We start from the raw sequence: 18,896 nt of genomic DNA, 5'->3' as shown, positions 1-18,896 counted from the left end.
GATGCCGAAAGCAGAAAGGGCGGCCCGAGGGCCGCCCTGTTCGCCTGGTCGATTGGATCGGATCAGTTCGCGGACTTGTTGGCCGGCTTGTCGGCGGCGGCCTTGTCGCCGGGCGCCTTGTCACCGGACGGGGCGGCCGGCGCCGGCGTGGTGTTCGCGGTCGACTTGATGCCGTGCAGCAGGTCGTCGGCCATCTTCAGCGCCTTGTCGTCCTTGGCGTCCGGCGGGACGTAGGACTGCGAGCCGGTCTTCTCGTCGCCGTCGTTCTTCAGATGGCCGCGCAGCGAAGCCTCGCCCTTGGTGTCGGTGCGCGCCTTCAGCTCTTCCGGCACGTCCTGCAGCACCTCGATGTCGGGCACGATGCCCTTGGCCTGGATCGACTTGCCCGACGGCGTGTAGTAGCGCGCGGTGGTGAGGCGCAGCGCGCCGTTGCCCGAGCCGAGCGGGATGATGGTCTGCACCGAGCCCTTGCCGAACGAGCGGGTGCCGACCAGCGTCGCACGCTTGTGGTCCTGCAATGCACCGGCGACGATTTCGGAGGCCGATGCCGAGCCGCCGTTGATCAGCACGATGACCGGCTTGCCCTTGGTCAGGTCGCCGGGATGCGCCGTGCGGCGCTGGGTTTCCTCGGCATTGCGGCCGCGGGTCGAGACGATCTCACCGCGCTCGAGGAAGGCGTCGGACACGGTCACCGCTTCTTCCAGCAGGCCGCCGGGGTTGTTGCGCAGGTCGATGATGTAGCCCTTCAGCTTGTCGCCGATCTGGCCCTGCAGATTGGCGACCTCCTTCTTCAGGCCTTCGGTGGTCTGCTCGTTGAAGGTGGTGATGCGGATATAGGCGATGTCGTCGGCCTCGACGCGTGCGCGCACCGAGCGGACGCGGATGTTGTCGCGCACCAGCGTGACGTCGATCGGATTGTCCTGGCCCTTGCGGATGATCTTGAGCTTGATCTTGGTGTTGACCGGACCGCGCATCTTCTCGACGGCCTGGTTCAGCGTCAGGCCCTGCACCGCCTCGTCGTCGAGTGTGGTGATGATGTCGTTGGCCATGATGCCGGCCTTCGAGGCCGGGGTGTCGTCGATCGGCGAGACCACCTTGATCAGGCCGTCCTCCATCGTGACTTCGATGCCGAGGCCGCCGAACTCGCCGCGGGTCTGCACCTGCATGTCGCGGAAGCTCTTGGCGTCCATGTAGCTCGAATGCGGATCGAGGCCGGACAGCATGCCCGAGATCGCGGATTCGACCAGCTTGGAGTCGTCGGGCTTCTCGACATAGTCGCTGCGCACACGCTCGAACACGTCGCCGAACAGATTGAGCTGGCGGTAGGTGTCCGACGTCGCGGCGCGCGCGCTCGATCCCATCAGCACGGCGCGGGGCTGCGTGACGAAAAGCGTCAGGGCCGCGCCGGTGGCGGCGCTAAGGAGAATTACCGAAGTCTTGCGCATCATCCGCGAACCTTTTCGCCTTCATTTGCGGCCCACCATGGACCTGGATCGATTGGAGTGCCGTCTTTCCGGAACTCGACATAGAGCACTGGCTGGCTCGCATTGGTCGCGAGAATGGATGCAACCTGGGATGTCGATCCCATCGTCGCAACCGGCTCCCCCGTGAGTACAAACTGGCCGATGTTTACCGAAATACGCTCCATCCCGGCGATCAGGACATGATACCCGCCCCCGGCATTGAGGATCAAGAGTTGTCCATAGCTGCGGAAAGGACCGGCGTAAACAACCCAGCCGTCACACGGGGTTGTGACCTGCGCGCCCGGTTTGGCTGCCAAAGAAATGCCTTTTTGTACGCCCCCCGCGCCGTCGGAACCGCCAAATTCGCGAATCTTGGTGCCATTCACGGGATAGGAGAACAGGCCTTTGGCCGAGGCGAAGGCGACCGCCGGGCTCATGCGGGCCGGATCCTTCAACGCTCCCAAATTCGGCTTACCGTTAACGGTCGCCGGGGCTCCCTGGAGGCTGGCGGTGGCGGCAGCCTTGGCCGCGCTCTTGAGGTCCTGCTCCATCTTCGCGATCAGGCCCTGCAGATTGTCGGCCTGCTTGGACAGCGCAATGGCGCGCGCGCCTTCGGTCTCCATGTCCTTTTCGGCCGCGCTCTGCTGCCGCTGCCGCTCGTCGACCAGCGCCGCCAGGCGGGTCTGGTCTTCCCGCAGCTTGTCGCGGTCGGCCGCCAGTGCGTCGCGCTCGGTCGAGATGGTCTTGCGCAGCGCGACCAGTTCGCCGAGATCCGCGGCAAGCTTCTCGGCGCGGACGCGCAATTCCGGCACCACGGCGCCGAGCAGCATCGCGGTGCGCAGCGATTGCAGCGCGTCCTCGGGCCGCACCAGCAGCGCCGGCGGGGTGCGTCGTCCGGCGCGCTGCAACGCCGCCAGCACCTCGATCACGTCAGAGCGACGTGAATCGAGCGAGGTGCGGATCTCGCGCTCGCGGCCGTCGAGCGGCTGCAGGCGTGCCTCGGCATCCGCGATACGGGTCTCGACGCTGCGCACCTGGCCGGCAATATCGATCAGCTGCTGGTTGAGCTTGCTGCGGTCCTGGCCGATCGCGGCGATGTCGGCCTTCAGCTTGTCCTGCAGCTCGGTCGCCTTGCGCTGCTGCTCGCGCGCGGCCTCGAGCTCCTGCTCACGCTGCTTGATGGCGTCGTCGGGGGATGTTGCGGTCGTGGCGGCTTGTTGCGCCGGCTGCGGCGTCGGTGATGGGGCCTGCGCATGTGCCGAAGCGACGAGGAGCGCAATCGACGGCGGCAGCAGGAAGGACAGCCAGCGTCGTCGCGTGGCGCGAAGATCGAAGAGCTGGTCTCGCTTGTGCTGCATCCGAGCTGTTCAGCGCTTTTGTCTGTCCGTCACCGTGTCACGCGCGGTGATAGGGATGGCCGGCCAAAATGGTCGCGGCCCGATAAATCTGTTCCAGAAGCATGACGCGGACCATTTGATGCGGCCAGGTCGCGGAGCCGAATGCAATACGCAACGAAGCCTTGCGCTGCAATTCAGGCGAAAGTCCGTCGGCGCCGCCGATCACGAAGGCAGTATGTGCAGCCCCCTCGTCGCGCCAGCGGCCGAGCTGCTGCGCAAAGCTTGCGCTGTCGATGCTCTTGCCGCGTTCGTCGAGCGCGACCAGCATATGCTTTTCCGGCAGCAATGCGGAGATCGCCGCGGCTTCTTCCGCGATACGCGCGGCGGTGTCGCGCGCGCGGCTCTCCGGAATTTCATGAACCTCGAGGCCGCGAAAGCCGAGCTTGCGGCCGATATCCTCGAAGCGCTCGCGGTAACGCTCGGCGAGCTCCCGTTCAGGGCCCTGTTTCAGGCGGCCGATGCAGATCACGACGAGACGCATCAGCGCAGACTAGCTGCGCCGCAGCCGATTCGCATCGGCTTCGATACCCGTTAGACCGCCGCGACTGCCGGGTTCTGAGTCCACAACCGCTCGAGATTGTAGAACTCACGCACCTCAGGCCTGAACACGTGAACGATCACATCGCCGGAATCGATCAGCACCCAGTCGCAATTGGGCAAGCCCTCGACATGGATGTTCTTGACCCCGTTTTCCTTGAGGCTCTTCGTCACATTCTCCGCGATCGCACCAACGTGCCGGTTGGCCCGGCCGGTGGTGATGATCATGTAGTCGGAGTATGCGGATTTGCCGCGAAGGTCGATGGTGATCGTCTCTTCCGCCTTCATGTCATCGAGGCGAGAGAGGACCAGGCTCAGCGTCTTGTCGGCATCCGGTTTGGCAGCGTTCAGTTCGGCAGCGTCCGGTTGCGCCTGCAAGGCCGCGGTTTTCGTCGATGTTTTACGCGCAGTCTTTGGAACCTTGGGTAAAACAGACTTTGACAATACAGATGTGGCCAGGGACCATTCCTTTCACTGTATCGCGGGCTGCCGAATCCTCGGCCCCACGCACCATATTAGGCATGTGGGGTTAATGGTTTCAATATTCCAGTAACCCTTTTACGCCTCACGCCGTTCTCCAGCTCCCGTCCGGGTTCCGCAGTCCGGTCGAAGACAGATTGGATTTCATTCCTGTCAGGAACACCCAGGCCGGCGCCTGCTGATCGGCCAGCCGTGTCGCCTGATTTTCGGGCATGCGATAGCGCGAGAGCGCCTGCGCCGCCGGTGCGGCAAGGGCGCGGAAGCTCTGGGGTGGTCGGTCGATCACGGCAATCGGCACATCGGACGCGATGCGCCGCCAATCTTTCCAGCGATGAAATTGCGCGAGATTGTCAGCGCCCATGATCCAGACAAAGTGCACGCCGGAGACACGACGGCGCAAGTGGATGATCGTGTCGACAGTGTAGCTGACGCCAATGACAGCTTCGAGACAAGAGATGTCGATGCGCGGATCGTCGGCAACGCGGCGCGCCGCCGCGGCGCGCTCGTTGAGCGCATGCAGGCCGTCATGGTTCTTGAGCGGATTGCCCGGCGTCAGCAGCCACCACACGCGGTCGAGCTGCAGGCGCTTCAGCGCGAACAGGCTGATGGCGCGGTGCGCGGCGTGCGGCGGATTGAACGAGCCGCCGAGCAGCCCGATGCGCATGCCGTTGGTGTAGAACGGAAGCGCCTGGGCCGCGGACAACGGCACGGTGGAAGCTTGCTGCAAGGGTCTACCGTGCGCGTGCGACAATGATCACGGCCGTGTCTGCCCGGAGCCGTGGACACGGTACTTGAAGCTCGTCAGCTGCTCGGCGCCGACGGGCCCGCGGGCGTGGAATTTGCCGGTGGCAATGCCGATCTCCGCGCCGAAGCCGAACTCGCCGCCATCGGCGAACTGGGTCGAGGCGTTGTGCAGCACGATCGCCGAATCGACCTCGTTGAGGAATCGCTGCGCGGCTGCGGCATCCTCGGTCACGATCGCATCGGTGTGATGCGAGCCGTGATTCTGGATATGCGCAATCGCGGCGTCGAGGCTGTCGACGATCTTCGCCGAGATGATCGCGTCCTCGTATTCGGTGGTCCAGTCCTCGTCGGATGCGGGCTTCACCCTGGCATCGACGCCCTGCACGATGTCGTCGCCGCGCACCTCGCAACCGGCGTCGATCAGCAGCTCGACCAGCGGTTTGAGTTTCGTCGCGGCTGCGTTGCGATCGATCAGCAGGGTCTCGACCGCGCCGCAGACCCCGGGACGCCGCATCTTGGCGTTCAGCACGACCGACTTGGCCATATCGAGCCTGGCGCTGGCATCGACGTAGATGTGGTTGACGCCTTCGAGATGCGCGAACACCGGAACGCGCGCTTCCGCCTCGACGCGCGCGACCAGGCTCTTGCCGCCGCGCGGCACGATCACGTCGATGCCGCCGTTCAATCCGGTCAGCATCAGGCCGACGGCTGTGCGGTCACGGGTCGGCACCAGCGTGATCGCGGCCTCGGGCAGGCCGGCTTCACGCAGGCCCTGCACCAGGCATTGATGGATCGCGCGGCAGGAGCGGAAGCTGTCGGAGCCGCCGCGCAGGATCACGGCGTTGCCGGACTTCAGGCACAGCACGCCGGCGTCGGCGGCGACGTTGGGACGGCTCTCGAAGATCACGCCGATGACGCCGAGCGGCACGCGGACGCGCTCGATGGTCATGCCGTTCGGCCGCTGCCAGCTTTCGGTGACGGCGCCGACCGGATCGATGATCTCGCGCACGGTTGCGACGCCATCGGCCATGGCCTCGACGCGCGCCTGCGTCAGCGTCAGGCGGTCGACGAAGGCCGCGGTCATGCCGCCCGCGCGCGCCTCGGCGACATCCTCGGCATTGGCGGCGAGAATGGCCGGCGCATTGGCGCGGATCGCGCGTTCGATCGCGGCGAGCGCCCGGTTCTTCTGCTCCGGCGGCGCCAGCGCCAGCACGCGCGCGGCGGCGCGCGCCTTGGCGGCGAGGTCGGTCATCAGGGCGGTGAGATCGGCGTTGCCGTCGATCGCCTTCAGGGGGGCGCTCATGGAAGTCCCAGCTTTGGAATAAGGCCATGTTCTAGCATGGCAATTAGGGAGTGGCGAGGCGCGGAACCGGCATGGCAGGTGGGCGGCAGGCCGCCCGCTCGGCCAATGGCCTACTCAGTGCTCTATTTGGCCCTACTTGGCCGGGATCGCGCCTGCCGGGCCGATCACGAGGTCGTCGCGGTGGATCATCTCGGACCGGCCGCTGATGCCCAGAATCGCCATCACGTCAGGCGAGGAGCGGCCCTTGATCTTCTCGGCGTTCTCGGCGTCGTAGGCGACGAGGCCGCGGCCGATCTCATGGGTGTCGGGGCCGCGCACCACCACGGCATCGCCGCGCGCGAACTGGCCGTCGACCCTGACGACGCCGGCCGGCAGCAGGCTCTTGCCGGCGCGCAGCGCGGCCACTGCGCCGGCATCGATGGTCAGCGTGCCCTTCGGCTCCAGCGAGCCCGCGATCCAGCGCTTGCGCGCGGTGACGGGATTGGCCGGGGTCAGGAACCAGGTGCAGCGGCCGCCGTCAGCGATCGCCTGCAGGGGGTGCTCGATCTTGCCCGAGGCGATCAGCATGTGGGTGCCGGCGGTGGTCGCGATCTTGGCTGCCTCGATCTTGGTGGTCATGCCGCCGCGCGACAGCTCGGAGCCGGCCGAGCCGGCCATGCCCTCGATCTCCGAGGTGATGCTCTCGACCACCGGAATCAGCTTCGCATCGGGATCGACCGCGGGCGGTGCGGTGTAGAGACCGTCGATGTCGGACAGCAGGATCAAGAGATCCGCGCTCGCCATGGTGGCGACGCGGGCGGCGAGACGATCATTGTCGCCGTAGCGGATCTCTGTGGTGGCGACGGTGTCGTTCTCGTTGATCACGGGCACCGCGCCCCATTCCAAGAGCTTGGCGATCGTCGAACGCGCATTGAGGTAGCGGCGGCGCTCCTCGGTGTCCTGCAGCGTCACCAGGATCTGTCCGGCCCCGATGCCGTGATGGCCGAGCACCTCCGACCAGATCCGCGCCAGCGCGATCTGGCCGACGGCTGCGGCAGCCTGGCTCTCCTCGAGCTTCAGCGGGCCGCGCGGCAGCTTCAGGCGGCTGCGGCCGAGCGCGATCGAGCCCGACGACACCACCATGACCTCGCAGCCGCGCTTGTGCAGCTTTGCGATGTCCTCGACCAGCGCCGCGAGCCAGGAGGCGTGCACCTCGCCGGCCTGCGAATCGACCAGCAGCGACGAGCCGACCTTGACGACGATGCGGCGAAAGTTCTTGAGCGCGGGGCGTTTCATGGGTTCGGTCTGGCAGGAAGGTGGAAGCAAAAGGTGCCACGAGGTGGCATGGGAGGTCTGGTTGCCGTCAACCCTGCGGCACCGGCGTCGCCCACGGCTCCGCCTGGCCGCCCTTGGCCTTGTTGGACACCGGCGCCTCGCCGATCACCTCGACCAGCGCACGCAGCGCGTCCTGCACGCCTTCACCGGTTGCGCCTGACAGCAGCAGCGGCGTCTTCTTCGCGGCCCGCTTGAGGCGGTCCTTCTGCTTCTTCAGCTCGTCGGGCGCGACCGCGTCGATCTTGTTGAGCGCGACGATCTCGATCTTGTCGGCGAGCTGGCCCGCATAGGCTTCGAGCTCGGTGCGCACGGTCTTGTAGGCCTTGCCGGCATGTTCGCAGGTCGCATCGATCAGATGCAGCAGCACGCGGCAGCGCTCGACATGGCCCAGAAAACGATCGCCGAGGCCGGCGCCTTCATGCGCGCCCTCGATCAGGCCGGGAATGTCGGCGAGCACGAATTCACGGCCGCCGTAATTCACCACGCCGAGCTGCGGATGCAGCGTCGTGAAGGGATAGTCGGCGATCTTCGGCCGCGCCGCGCTGACCACGGAGAGGAAGGTCGATTTGCCCGCGTTGGGCAGGCCGACCAGGCCGGCATCCGCAATCAGCTTCAGCCGCAGCCAGATCCAGCGCTCTTCGCCCGGCGCGCCGGGATTGGCGTTGCGCGGCGCGCGGTTGGTGGAGGATTTGAAATGCGCGTTGCCGAAGCCGCCATTGCCGCCGGTCGCCAGCACGAATTTTTCGCCGAGCTCGGTGAAGTCGTGCAGCAGGGTCTCGCGGTCCTCGTCGAACACCTGGGTGCCGACCGGCACTTTCAGCACGATCGATTTGCCGTTGGCGCCATGGCGGTCCTTGCCCATGCCATTGGTGCCCTTCTGGGCCTTGAAGTGTTGCTGATAACGGTAGTCGATCAGCGTGTTCAGCCCGTCGACGGACTCGATGATGACGTCGCCGCCGCGGCCGCCATTGCCGCCGGAGGGGCCGCCAAACTCGATGAACTTCTCGCGCCGGAACGCGACGCAGCCATTGCCGCCGTCGCCCGAGCGAATATAGACCTTGGCTTCATCGAGGAATTTCATGATTTCAACTATAGCGTTTTCAAGCGAAGTGGTCGCCGGTTCGCGTGAAGAAAACGCGTCAAAACGAGAATCGAGAGCACAGCGGTCCTGATTTCATCAGCACCGGTGTGCTCTAGTTAGGGCAGGGTGGCCGCTGCGGCAACCCGGAAAGGCCCTGACTTTGGCGAAAAGCCTTAATTTTCGAGCCTTTTTGCGGCCCCGGCGAAAGCGGGATGGGTTTTAGTTGAATCGGCTGGCGCGGTCTCGGTCGACCTCTCCCCATCGGGGAGAGGTCGGCGCGAAGCGCCGGGTGAGGGTTCTTGCTCTCTCGATAGACCGCAACCCCTCACCCGATTTGCTGCGCAAATCGACCTCTCCCAAGGGAGAGGTGAACTTTTGACGCCGATCCAGCTCGACCTAATCTCACCATGCTGCTAGCTCGGCCGCCGCCGCACCAAGAATTTCTGCATTCCTTCCAGCACCAACTCGCGGCGCTGGTTGTACACGGTCGAGCGCAGCGTCACGACGCCGGTGGTCTTGCCCGGTGACAGCTCGATCACCTCCAGCGCCGGGTAGATGGTGTCGCCGGCATAGACCGGCTTGAGGAACTTGCTCGACTGTTCCAGGAAGCCGATCAGCGATTCCTCCACGACATAGGGAAACAGCCCTGCGCCGGGCGCGGTGTGCACCAGGGTCTGGAAGCCGTGCGCGAGCAAATCAGGCATGCCGCGGCTGCGGCAATACTCGACGTCGTAATGGATCGGATGGGTATCGCCGCTTGCGGTCTGGAACGCCGCGAACACGGCCGAGGTCTGGGTCCGGCTCGGAATCACGAAGCGCTCGCCGAGCACGAAATCCTCGAACCAGCGCTGCGCGGGGACCATGCGATGCTGGGTGGGGTCGAAGTCGCTCATGCGGCGTTTCCTGCTCTGTTTCTTGACGTGCTGGCCCAGCCGTAGCGCAGCTGCGGCACTGCGACAATTGGTTCGATATGCCCGCGCCGGGGTTGTCCTGCACGGCCACCTCGCTAAAACCGGCGTTCGGACCTGTCCGACTCAAGTGGCGGCGATAACAAGACAACAATGAGCCTGTTCGCAAAACTGTCCTCCTACGACGATCGATCGGCGCGGCTCGCCGGCATCGGCTTGATGCTGCTGTCGATCTTCATGTTCTCGGTCGGCGACGCGATGGGCAAATTCATCGTCGCCACCTACTCGGTCGGGCAATTGCTGTGGCTGCGCGCCTGCGCGGCGCTGCTGGTGCTGCTGCCGATGGTGTGGAAGCGGCGCGCGGATTTCCGGCATCTGGAGCGGCCGTGGCTGCAATTGCTGCGCGTCACGCTATCGACCGTGGAGGTCGCGGCGTTCTTCCTGGCGACGGTCTATCTGCCGCTTGCCGACGTCATCACCTACTATCTGGCCGGACCGATCTTCGTCACCGCGATGTCGGGCCTCTTGCTCGGCGAGCATGTCGGCTGGCGGCGCTGGACCGCGATCCTGGTCGGCTTCTGCGGGGTGCTGATCGCGCTCAGGCCATCCGCGCAGACCATCAGCTGGCCGGCGATGATCGCGCTCGGCGGCAGCCTGTCGTTTGCCGTGCTGATGCTGATCACACGCTCGCTGCGCGCAACGCCCGACATCGTGCTGGCGACGTCGCAATTCGGCGGCACCTTCATCCTCGGCCTCGTGCTGTCGTCGTTCGGCTGGGTGACGCCATCGGCCGGCAGCCTCGTGCTGTTCTTCGCCGCCGGCATCATCTCGGTCGCGGCGCTGCTCTGTGTGAACAGGTCGCTGAAGCTCGCGCCGGCCAGCGTGGTGGTGCCGTACCAATATTCGATGATCGTCTGGGCGGTGATCTTCGGCTTCGTGGTGTTTGGCGACGTGCCGTCCTGGGCCACGATCGTCGGCGCCGCCATCATCATCGCGGCCGGCCTCTACATCTTCGTGCGCGAGCAGCAGCTCGGGCGACCTGACTCCGCGGTGAACCCGCCGGCCTAACCGCGTTGTCGTCCCGGCGAAGGCCGGGACCCATAACCACCGATGCTGATTGCGGCACAGGCTGGAGCCGCAGCGCGGCCGAACAGCGACCATTTGTGATTATGGTCCCCGCCTTCGCGCTAGGGCATGCACACATCTAGTTGGGTGGGGATTCCCGAATCGGTATTTCGTGTGATTCATATTGCGGCACTTCGGCTTTGGCGGAGGTGTCGACATGCTGGCGCAAATTGACTGGTCATTAGGTCGGTTCGGGGATCTCCGCCTCGATAAAGGGGGGCGGCGCTCGTCGAATGCATGGTCGCGGGCAAGGATGTCTGCCTGCGACGGCTGGCAGGAGGCATGCGTGCCCGGGAGGTGCGCTTCAACCGCTTTCTCGGCAATGCCAAGGTGACGACGACGCGGATAATCGAAAGCTGGAGCGATGGTACGGTAATGGCGGCCGAAGGCCGCCATGTGCTGGCGATCCAGGATACCAGCGAGATCAATTTTGCCACCAAGGCACAAAACCGGCGTGGCTTGGGCGAGATCGGTCATGGCAACACCCGCGGGGTGTTGCTGCACCCGATGCTGGCCGCAGACGCGGAAAGCGGCTGCTGCCTTGGCCTGTTGCACGGCGAGATCTGGACCCGCCAGGGCCGCCGCACCGTCTCGCACGACAATCGCGATCTGAAGGACAAAGAATCGCAACGCTGGATCGCGACCGCTCTGGCAGCCAAGCCGCTGTTGGCGAAGGCTGCGATGGTGACCATGCTGGGCGACCGCGAGAGCGACATCTTCGCGCTCTACGCCTGCGCCGCAGAACACCAGTTCCACGTCATTGCCCGGAGCATGCATGATCGCAAGCTGGCGGATGGCTGTGGCCTGTATGCGGCCAGCGAGGCCATGACCAGCATCGAACAACGGACCATCGTATTGCCTGCGCGAGCACAACGGCCTGAGCGGGCTGCGCTTCTCGATCTGCGCTTCGGCGCCGTCGAACTGGCCCGACCGCAAACCAAGTTCCTGCGCCATCTGCCGAAAAGCCTACCCTTGATCCTGGTCGATGTGCGCGAGATCGAGCCGCAGGCCGGGATCGAGCCGCTGCACTGGCGGCTGCTCACCACGCATCCGGTGACGAATGCAGAAGAGGCCTGGCGCATTATCGAATGGTACAAGCGGCGGTGGCTGATCGAGCAGTTCTTCCGCATCTTGAAGACACAAGGCCTCAAGCTCGAAGACAGTCAGATCGGGACCGCCGAGCGGCTTCTCAAGCTGGTCGCGATCGCGGCCAAGGCGGCAGTCATCTCCCTTCAGCTTGTGCAGGCGCGCGATGGTCGCGACAACCAGTCTGTCCGAATTGCCTTCAATGCTGGGGAAGTCGCTACACTTGCCGCCCTCAATCGCAACCTCGAAGCCCAAAGCAAGCGGCTGAGAAACCCGCACCCGCCTGACAGCCTCGCTTGGGCCGCCTGGATTATCGGCCGGCTCGGCGGCTGGGACGGCTATCCATCGTCCAAACCGCCGGGCCCCATCACTATGAAACACGGCCTGCAATACTTCCACGCCGCAGCCGCTGGATGGTCCCTCAGAGATCTGTGCATGCCCTAGCGCCTTCGCGGGGACGACGACGTTGTTGTGGATCGAGCCTTCAGCTCTCCCGCCGCTTCGAGCTGTTCCAGCGCTTCAGCGAGGTCCAGACGCCGCGCGACAGGCGGAAGGCATCGACCGGGCTCGACGAGCCCAGCGCCTCGAAGCGGTGCAGCTCGACGCCGCTCCACTGGAAGCCGCACTTCTCGAGGATGTTGCGCGACGACGGGTTGACGACGCGGGCGCCCGCGATCAGCTGGTCGAGATCGAATTCCTCGAAGTAGTAATCGATCACGGCGCGCGCGGCCTCGGTGCCGAAGCCTTGGCCCCAATAATCGACGCCGAGCCAGTAGCCGAGCTCGGCCGATGTCTCCTCGCGCCAGTCGATGCCGACCATGCCGACCGGCGTGTGATTGTTCTCGATCAGGAAAACGGTCTCGCGGCCGCCGGCGCCGAGCGCGCGCACGAATTCGATGGCGTCGTCCTGGGTATAGGGATGCGGCAGGCGGCGGGTGTTCTCCGCGATGCGGCGATCATTGGCGAGGCGTGCGATTGCTTTTACGTCCGCGAGCGTCGGCTTGCGCAATGTCAGCCGTTCGGTCTCGAGGACGCAAGCTCTTGCCTCGCGCAAGGTCGGCGTCGGGATGTCCTGCAACATGTCGAGCTCCTGTGATGCGACAATTGGTACGCAACGCTTGGAACGTCACGCGCGGTCGAACCGGATCGCGCGCAACAAAAAGGGGAGGCCGGTCATCCCGCCTCCCCTTGGAGCTCTTTGCTGCTCCGCCGGTTCAACAGGACCCGGCGGACTCATGTGTGTCCACCGTCTACTCGGCCGCCTGCGCCATCGGGATAACCGATACGAATGTGCGGCCATTGGCTTTGGCACGGAACTCGACATGACCCTCGACCTTGGCGAAGAGAGTATGATCGGTGCCCATGCCGACATTAAGGCCGGGGTGCCAGGTGGTGCCGCGCTGACGCGCGATGATGTTTCCGGGGATCACGCGCTCGCCGCCGAACGCCTTGATGCCAAGGCGCTTGCCCTTGGAATCACGTCCGTTGCGCGATGAACCGCCTGCTTTTTTATGAGCCATAGCTCGTCTCCGACTTCGCTTTGATCTCTAGATCAATTCCTTGACGGAATCATTTCACGTTTTGTCACGCTTCACATCTGAAGACGCGACGATCACCTTTTTGCGCGTGCCCGCGAACGGCCTATTCGGCTGCCTCGGCGGGCGCTTCGACCTTTGCCTTCTTCGGCCGCGGGCCGATGGTCGGCTTGGCGTTATCGGCGAGGATCTCGGTGATGCGAAGCACCGTGAGCTCGTCGCGATAGCCGCGCTTGCGGCGTGAATTCTTGCGGCGACGCTTCTTGAACGCGATCACCTTGGCGCCGCGCTTGTGCTGCAGCACTTCGGCTGCAACGGTCGCGCCCGCGACGGTGGGCGTTCCCAGCACCGGCGTGTCACCGCCGAGCACCAGAACTTCGCCTAGCTGCACGATCGTGCCGACATCGCCGGCGATCTTGCCAATCTCGAGTACATCATTCGGAACGACACGGTACTGCCGGCCGCCGGTTTTGATGACTGCGAACATCGTTTGATTCCTTCGTGTTCGGTTCCGGCCTCGGACAGATCGCCCGGGTCGGCTTTTTGTTCAGTCGCTATGGGTTATGTGTTCTGCGCGAAGGGAATGAATTCCCAAATGGTTCGCACAAAAACAATCGGCGCGAGAAATCCCCGCGCCGGATGGGCGGACTTATAGCCGCAAACGACGCAGAGTCAAGGTAAAGCCGGGCAAAAACCGGCCAAAGATGAAGGGTTTGGCGCGATTTCGGCCCGGATTGGCGGCTCAGGCCGCGGTCTGTGCCGCGACCCGCGCGTGGCGGCGGATCGCCTGCGGCGGCTGGCCCAGCACCCGCAGGAACGCCCGCCGCATCCGTTCGCGGTCGGCAAAGCCGGTCTCTATGGCAATTTCGTCCATCGAATGGCGGCCGTCGCCGATCAATTCGCGGGCGGCCTCGACCCGCAGCTGCTCGATCGCCTTGGCCGGCGACTGGCCGGTCTCGGCGCGGAAAGCGCGGCTGAACTGGCGCGGGCTAAGCCGCGCCACCTCGGCCAATTCCTCCACCGACAGCTCGTTGCGCAGATGCGTCTTGGCGTAGTGCAGCGCGTTCTGGATGCGGTCGGATTTCGGGTCGAGCTCGAGCAGCGCGGAAAACTGCGACTGGCCGCCGGTGCGGCGGTGATAGACCACGAGCTTGCGGGCCACCGAGCGCGCGACCTCGACGCCGAGATCATGCTCGATCATCGCCAGCGCCAGGTCGATCGTCGCGGTCATGCCGGCGGAGGTCCAGATCGGCCCGTCAACGATGTAGATGCGGTCCTGATCGACCTTCAGCTTCGGAAATCTTGCCTGCAATTCCGCGGCGAATTGCCAATGCGTCGAGACGCGCCGGCCATCGAGCAGGCCTGCTTCAGCCAGCGAGAAGGCGCCGATGCAGGGCGCGGCAATCCGCTGCGACTCCGTCATGGCGCGGCGAATGAAGCCGGTCAGCTTCGGCGACGCCGGATGCAGCTCGTGGCCGGCGCCGATGAACAGCGTGTCGAAGCTGCGCGCGCCGAAAGCTTCGGTCTCGACATTGAAACCGGCGGATGACCGCACCGGGCCGCCATGCTCCGACAGCAGCGTGACCTCATAGAAGGGGTCGCCTGCGATCAGATTGGCGACCTCGAACGCAGTGATGGCGGTGAAGCCCATCACCTGGAATTCCGGAAAAACGACGAAGCCGATCTCCTGCATGGAACCCTCCGACGTGAAATCGATGTCCTAAAAAGGTGTATATATGACATTTGAGACATGCAAGGGGACCTGTAGAACCTGATCAGCGGCCAAAACCGGCCGCCCAGGGTCAAACAGGAGACCAACATGACCAAGTCAGCCAAAGGAACGGCGCTCGTGACCGGTGCGTCGTCCGGAATCGGTGCCATCTATGCGGACCGGCTCGCACGGCGTGGCTACGATCTGATCCTCGTCGCACGTAACCGCGAGCGCCTCGACGGGCTCGCCAAGCGTCTCGCGGCGGAGACAGGCCGATCGATCGAGATCGTTGCCGCCGACCTCAGCAAGCGCGGTGACGTGTCGCGGATCGAAGCCATTCTGCGCGACAATGCCGGCATCAGCGTGCTGGTGAACAATGCCGGCGTCGGCGCCACCGCGCCGCTGCTCGCATCCGACGTCGACAAGATGAGCGACATGATCGCGCTCAATGTCGATGCGCTGATGCGCCTGACCTATGCCGCGGTGCCGGGATTCGTCGCGCGCGGCGGCGGCACCATCGTCAACATCGCCTCGGTGGTCGGCGTGCAGCCGGAGCTGCTCAACGGCGTCTACGGCGGCAGCAAGGCCTTCGTGCTGGCGCTGACGCACTCGTTGCAGCACGAGCTGAAGGACAAGAACGTCCGGGTCCAGGCGGTGCTGCCGGGCGCCACGGCCACCGAGTTCTGGGACATCGCCGGCACGCCGATCGCTCATCTGCCCGGCGAGATCGTGATGAAGGCCGAGGACATGGTCGATGCCGCGCTCGCCGGCCTCGACCAGGGCGAGGTCTTCACCGTGCCGTCGCTGCCGGAGGCCGCCGATTGGCAGGCCTATGAGGCTGCCCGCCAGAAGCTGATGCCGAACCTGTCGCGCAGCGTCCCCGCAGCGCGCTACGGGGTAACGGCCGCCTGAGACTATTCTGCGGTCTTTGCGAGATTGCGTCCCGCGCCCGGCCGAACGCCGCCGCGCGGGACGCAACCATTTGGGTTCCCCGCAGTTGTCTGACGGAACCTCAAGCGGGCAGGCGAATGGCTGACGACACCGGACTGACCACGGGCATCGCGCACCACGGTGCCGCGCGGCTGCCCTCCGTCGATATCGACAGCTTCAACATCGAGCTGAAGGACGACGAGGGCTTTCTCGGCGATCGCGCCTCCAAGGGCGCGTTCCGCAAGATCTTCGATCGCTGGCGCAAGCCGCTGCGCAAATCCGGCGAGGATCCGTTCGGCGACGAGCCGTCCGACAAGATCAGCAAGAAGAAGCTCGACGAGATGCTGGTCGGCGACGACACCGAAGCCTCCGCGGTCGTGCACAGCGCGATCGAGGAGTTCGCCCAGGAGCTCGCCTACGTGACGCGGCGCTTCCTCAACACCAAGGCCTGGGCCAAGACCGAGCGCATCGTGGTCGGCGGCGGCTTCCGCGACTCCAGGCTCGGCGAACTCGCGATCGCGCGCACCGACATCATCCTGAAGTCGGAGGACTTCAAGGTCGATTTGGTGCCGATCCGCTTCCATCCCGATGATGCCGGGCTGATCGGCACGCTGCATCTGGCGCCGTCGTGGATCTTCGAGGCCCATGACGGTGTGCTCGCGGTCGATATCGGCGGCACCAATATCCGCTGCGGTGTCGTCGAGACGCGCTGGAAGAAGGCGCCCGATCTCTCCAAGGCGACGGTCTGGAAGTCGGAGCTGTGGCGCCATGCCGATGACGAGCCGACGCGCGAAGGCGCGGTGAAGCGGCTGGTGAAGATGCTGAAGGATCTGATTGCCGCCGCCGAGAAGGAGAATCTCAGGCTCGCGCCGTTCATCGGCATCGCCTGTCCCGGCGTCATCAAGGAGGACGGCGGAATCGAGAAGGGCGCGCAGAACCTGCCGGGCAATTGGGAGAGCAGCAAGTTCAACCTGCCGGCGAGCCTGGTCGAGGCGATTCCGCAGATCGGCGATCATGATACCGCGATCGTGATGCACAATGACGGCGTGGCGCAGGGGCTGGCCGAGGTCCCTTTCATGCAGGATGTCACGCGCTGGGGCGTGCTGACGATCGGAACCGGACTCGGCAATGCCCGCTACACCAATCGCAGGAAAGACAACGGCAAGGACGACAAGAAGGCCGACAAGGCCAAGAACGACGATGGCGACAATGGCGAGAAGAAGACCAAAAAAGCCAAGAAGGCCGACGCCTGAAGATTTCATCCGTGGTCATACGGCCCGGGATCGCGCGGTAAGGTTGACCGGTTAGGTTAAGATCGGCTTCGCGTTGCCGATCCAGCGGGCGCCGCTACCGTGGACCGTGTCGCTCCCGCCGACCGGCGAAGCCGCACTTCCCGGCCTGCAATATTAAGAAGCGGCACGGGACCGCCAGTTTTTGTCGCGTCCTGGCGGTCCCACCATTCTCTCACCTCCAATTGATCCGCTCGAAGAACCCTGCGATCTCGGCGGCTGCGCGATCGGGGTCCTCGCGATGCGGGAAATGCCCGACATCGGGAAACATCGCGAGATCGAGGTTGGAGAAGGTCTCGCCCAGCCGGTCGGTCCATGAGTAAGGAAACAGCGGGTCGTGCTCGGCCCAGCGGATGCAGGTCGGCACCGTGATCGGGGGCAGCGCGGGCGCCTCGCCCTGCATCATCTTGACGCGCCCCGCATGCGACGCGCGATAATGCGCGAAGCCGCCGGCGAGGTTGCCCGGCTTGAAGAAATTGTCGGCAAAGTCCTCGATCACGTCGTCGAACGCGGCCTTGCGATGCGTCCAGTTGCGCAGGAAATGGCCGATGTAGGTGCGGCAGTTTTCACGGCTGGCGCCGACCAGCGCGGGCGCCATCTCCATCTGGTGGAACGACTGGTACCAGATGTGATTCAGCCGGTCCGGCGCGGCCATCCGTGGCCCGATGCCGGGATAGACGAAATCGAACAACAACAGCCCGGCGATGCGGTCCGGCGCCTTGCGGGCGAGCGGCTGCATCACCGCGCCGCCGACGTCGTGGCCGACCACACCGGCCCTGTCGATGCCGAGGGCGTCCAGCAGCGCCAGCATGTCGTCGGTATGCTGATCGGGGCCGTAAGGGCCCGTCGGCTTGTCGCTGTCGCCGAAGCCGCGCAGGTCGGGCGCGATCAGGGTGTAGCGGTCGGCGAGCCGCGCCATGACCGGCTTCCAGGTCAGCCAGAATTCCGGCCAGCCGTGCAGCAGCAGCAGCGGCTTGCCGCGGCCGGTCCGCACGACGTGGAACGCCGCGCCGTTGGCTCGAATCGTTGCATGATCCATGGTCCGCTCCTGCTGCTTCCGGCTCGCCCGTGCGCTGACCGCGCGCGAGGTGTCCCGCTAGCGCGTTGTTTCCGCGCACTTTCTCCCGTCATGGCGCTGCTTCGGCCGCGCCATGCGCCGGTGACGGAAATATTATTGCAGCGCCTTGTCTGTCCCGTCATCCTCGCCTAGAACACGCCCCGACCGCGGGTGGCGCAAATCACCCGGGCCATCGGAGAGGTGGCAGAGTGGTTGAATGCACCGCACTCGAAATGCGGCATAGGTGCAAGCCTATCGGGGGTTCGAATCCCTCCCTCTCCGCCACCCTTCGCCCGATCCGAACCCGCCAGAGCTATCCGGCTGTGCCGGAGCAGGAGACCGCGGCTGGCCGTGACCCGGTCCGCGGCGCGTGACGACAAGCCGATGACCACTGACATTCCAACCATCAGCACCGCTCGTTTGACGCTTCGTCCGCAGGCGATCGATGACTTCCCCGCTTACCTCGCGTTCCTGGCCTCGCCGCGCTCCGCCGGCATGGGCGGGCCGTTCGATGTCCGCGCGGCGTGGGGGATGTTTTGTCACGATCTGGCGTGCTGGCGCCTGTTCGGGCATGGCGCGCTGATGATCGAACTCACCGCGTCGAAGCAGTGCATCGGCCAGGTCGGCATCAACCACGGGCCGCTGTTTCCGGAGCAGGAGCTCGGCTGGCTGCTCTATGACGGGCATGAGGGGCATGGCTACGCCACCGAAGCGGCGCGTGCATTGCGCGACTGGGCGTTTGCGACGCTGAAGCTTTCGACGCTCGTCAGCTACATGGCGCCGGACAATGCGATGTCGGCTGCGGTGGCGAAGCGGTTGGGCGGTGTGCTCGATCCGTCGGCGCCGCGCGAAGACCCCGACGATCTCGTCTATCGCTATCGGGTGCGCTGAACGGTCAGTTCGCCATCCCGTCACTTCAGGCACGTTCTGCAACTT

Annotated in this window: 19 protein-coding genes and 1 tRNA gene; 6 read left to right on the top strand and 14 right to left on the bottom strand. The window is 65.1% G+C overall.

The window, feature by feature from the left end; all coding sequences use genetic code 11:
* Positions 1–62: 62 nt before the first annotated feature.
* The 9 genes from JQ507_32165 to JQ507_32125 all read right to left on the bottom strand — a co-directional run bounded on the left by JQ507_32165 (position 63) and on the right by JQ507_32125 (position 9,212).
* Positions 63–1,448, bottom strand: a complete 1,386-nt coding sequence (locus JQ507_32165; protein QRI69462.1) for a S41 family peptidase — start codon at positions 1,446–1,448, stop codon at positions 63–65.
* Positions 1,445–2,821, bottom strand: a complete 1,377-nt coding sequence (locus tag JQ507_32160; protein ID QRI69461.1) for a peptidoglycan DD-metalloendopeptidase family protein — start codon at positions 2,819–2,821, stop codon at positions 1,445–1,447. The genes JQ507_32165 and JQ507_32160 overlap by 4 nt, the downstream gene beginning before the upstream one ends.
* Before the next feature lie 37 nt (positions 2,822–2,858).
* Entirely contained in the window at positions 2,859–3,341 is a 483-nt protein-coding gene (gene rlmH, locus JQ507_32155) for a 23S rRNA (pseudouridine(1915)-N(3))-methyltransferase RlmH (GenBank protein ID QRI69460.1), read from the bottom strand.
* 50 nt (positions 3,342–3,391) lie between these two features.
* Positions 3,392–3,775 (bottom strand): ribosome silencing factor, encoded by a 384-nt coding sequence (rsfS, locus tag JQ507_32150; GenBank protein ID QRI69459.1) that lies wholly within the window; start codon positions 3,773–3,775, stop codon positions 3,392–3,394.
* A gap of 187 nt (positions 3,776–3,962) precedes the next feature.
* Positions 3,963–4,586: a nicotinate-nucleotide adenylyltransferase gene (locus JQ507_32145; GenBank protein ID QRI73605.1), complete on the bottom strand. Its 624-nt coding sequence runs from the start codon at positions 4,584–4,586 to the stop codon at positions 3,963–3,965.
* Positions 4,587–4,631: 45 nt separating this feature from the next.
* Complete coding sequence (locus tag JQ507_32140) at positions 4,632–5,924, bottom strand: glutamate-5-semialdehyde dehydrogenase (protein QRI69458.1); 1,293 nt, start codon at positions 5,922–5,924, stop codon at positions 4,632–4,634.
* Positions 5,925–6,056: 132 nt separating this feature from the next.
* Entirely contained in the window at positions 6,057–7,199 is a 1,143-nt protein-coding gene (locus tag JQ507_32135) for a glutamate 5-kinase (GenBank protein QRI69457.1), read from the bottom strand.
* A 67-nt stretch (positions 7,200–7,266) separates the two neighbouring features.
* Positions 7,267–8,319 carry a GTPase ObgE gene (gene obgE / locus JQ507_32130; protein ID QRI69456.1) on the bottom strand — a complete coding sequence of 351 codons (1,053 nt, stop codon included), beginning with the start codon at positions 8,317–8,319 and terminating at the stop codon, positions 7,267–7,269.
* 413 nt (positions 8,320–8,732) lie between these two features.
* Positions 8,733–9,212, bottom strand: coding sequence for a MaoC family dehydratase (locus JQ507_32125; GenBank protein QRI69455.1), 480 nt, complete (start codon positions 9,210–9,212; stop codon positions 8,733–8,735).
* 168 nt (positions 9,213–9,380) lie between these two features.
* Here JQ507_32125 and JQ507_32120 point away from each other — a divergent pair, with 168 nt between their 5' ends.
* Positions 9,381–10,295, top strand: a complete 915-nt coding sequence (locus JQ507_32120; GenBank protein ID QRI69454.1) for a DMT family transporter — start codon at positions 9,381–9,383, stop codon at positions 10,293–10,295.
* Between the two features lie 294 nt (positions 10,296–10,589).
* Positions 10,590–11,882: an IS4 family transposase gene (locus JQ507_32115; protein ID QRI69453.1), complete on the top strand. Its 1,293-nt coding sequence runs from the start codon at positions 10,590–10,592 to the stop codon at positions 11,880–11,882.
* Positions 11,883–11,922: 40 nt separating this feature from the next.
* Here JQ507_32115 and JQ507_32110 read toward each other — a convergent pair whose 3' ends face one another.
* The 4 genes from JQ507_32110 to JQ507_32095 all read right to left on the bottom strand — a co-directional run bounded on the left by JQ507_32110 (position 11,923) and on the right by JQ507_32095 (position 14,666).
* Positions 11,923–12,519: a GNAT family N-acetyltransferase gene (locus JQ507_32110; protein QRI69452.1), complete on the bottom strand. Its 597-nt coding sequence runs from the start codon at positions 12,517–12,519 to the stop codon at positions 11,923–11,925.
* A 169-nt stretch (positions 12,520–12,688) separates the two neighbouring features.
* A complete protein-coding gene (gene rpmA / locus JQ507_32105; protein QRI69451.1) occupies positions 12,689–12,958 on the bottom strand; it encodes a 50S ribosomal protein L27 in 270 nt (89 codons plus the stop codon).
* Positions 12,959–13,079: 121 nt separating this feature from the next.
* Positions 13,080–13,460, bottom strand: coding sequence for a 50S ribosomal protein L21 (gene rplU / locus JQ507_32100; GenBank protein QRI69450.1), 381 nt, complete (start codon positions 13,458–13,460; stop codon positions 13,080–13,082).
* Between the two features lie 255 nt (positions 13,461–13,715).
* The gene (locus JQ507_32095) at positions 13,716–14,666 is read right to left on the bottom strand and encodes a GlxA family transcriptional regulator (protein ID QRI69449.1); all 951 of its coding nucleotides are present in this window, start codon (positions 14,664–14,666) and stop codon (positions 13,716–13,718) included.
* Between the two features lie 126 nt (positions 14,667–14,792).
* Between JQ507_32095 and JQ507_32090 the strand changes: the two genes are divergently transcribed.
* A complete protein-coding gene (locus JQ507_32090) occupies positions 14,793–15,596 on the top strand; it encodes an SDR family oxidoreductase (protein ID QRI69448.1) in 804 nt (267 codons plus the stop codon).
* A gap of 116 nt (positions 15,597–15,712) precedes the next feature.
* A complete protein-coding gene (locus tag JQ507_32085) occupies positions 15,713–16,867 on the top strand; it encodes an ROK family protein (GenBank protein QRI69447.1) in 1,155 nt (384 codons plus the stop codon).
* Between the two features lie 211 nt (positions 16,868–17,078).
* On the opposite strand, the gene JQ507_32080 is transcribed toward JQ507_32085, so the two are convergent.
* Positions 17,079–17,942 carry an alpha/beta hydrolase gene (locus JQ507_32080; GenBank protein QRI69446.1) on the bottom strand — a complete coding sequence of 288 codons (864 nt, stop codon included), beginning with the start codon at positions 17,940–17,942 and terminating at the stop codon, positions 17,079–17,081.
* Between the two features lie 213 nt (positions 17,943–18,155).
* Here JQ507_32080 and JQ507_32075 point away from each other — a divergent pair.
* Together JQ507_32075 and JQ507_32070 are read left to right on the top strand one after the other, a co-directional pair.
* Positions 18,156–18,245: transfer RNA gene (locus JQ507_32075), tRNA-Ser, on the top strand.
* A gap of 66 nt (positions 18,246–18,311) precedes the next feature.
* Complete coding sequence (locus tag JQ507_32070) at positions 18,312–18,851, top strand: GNAT family N-acetyltransferase (protein ID QRI69445.1); 540 nt, start codon at positions 18,312–18,314, stop codon at positions 18,849–18,851.
* Positions 18,852–18,896 lie beyond the last annotated feature (45 nt).

Source organism: Bradyrhizobium sp. PSBB068 (genome assembly GCA_016839165.1).
In the GTDB taxonomy this organism is placed as follows: Bacteria; Pseudomonadota; Alphaproteobacteria; order Rhizobiales; family Xanthobacteraceae; genus Bradyrhizobium.
The sequence above is the reverse complement of the archived record's forward strand: the minus strand, read 5'-3'. Positions and strand labels throughout refer to the sequence as shown.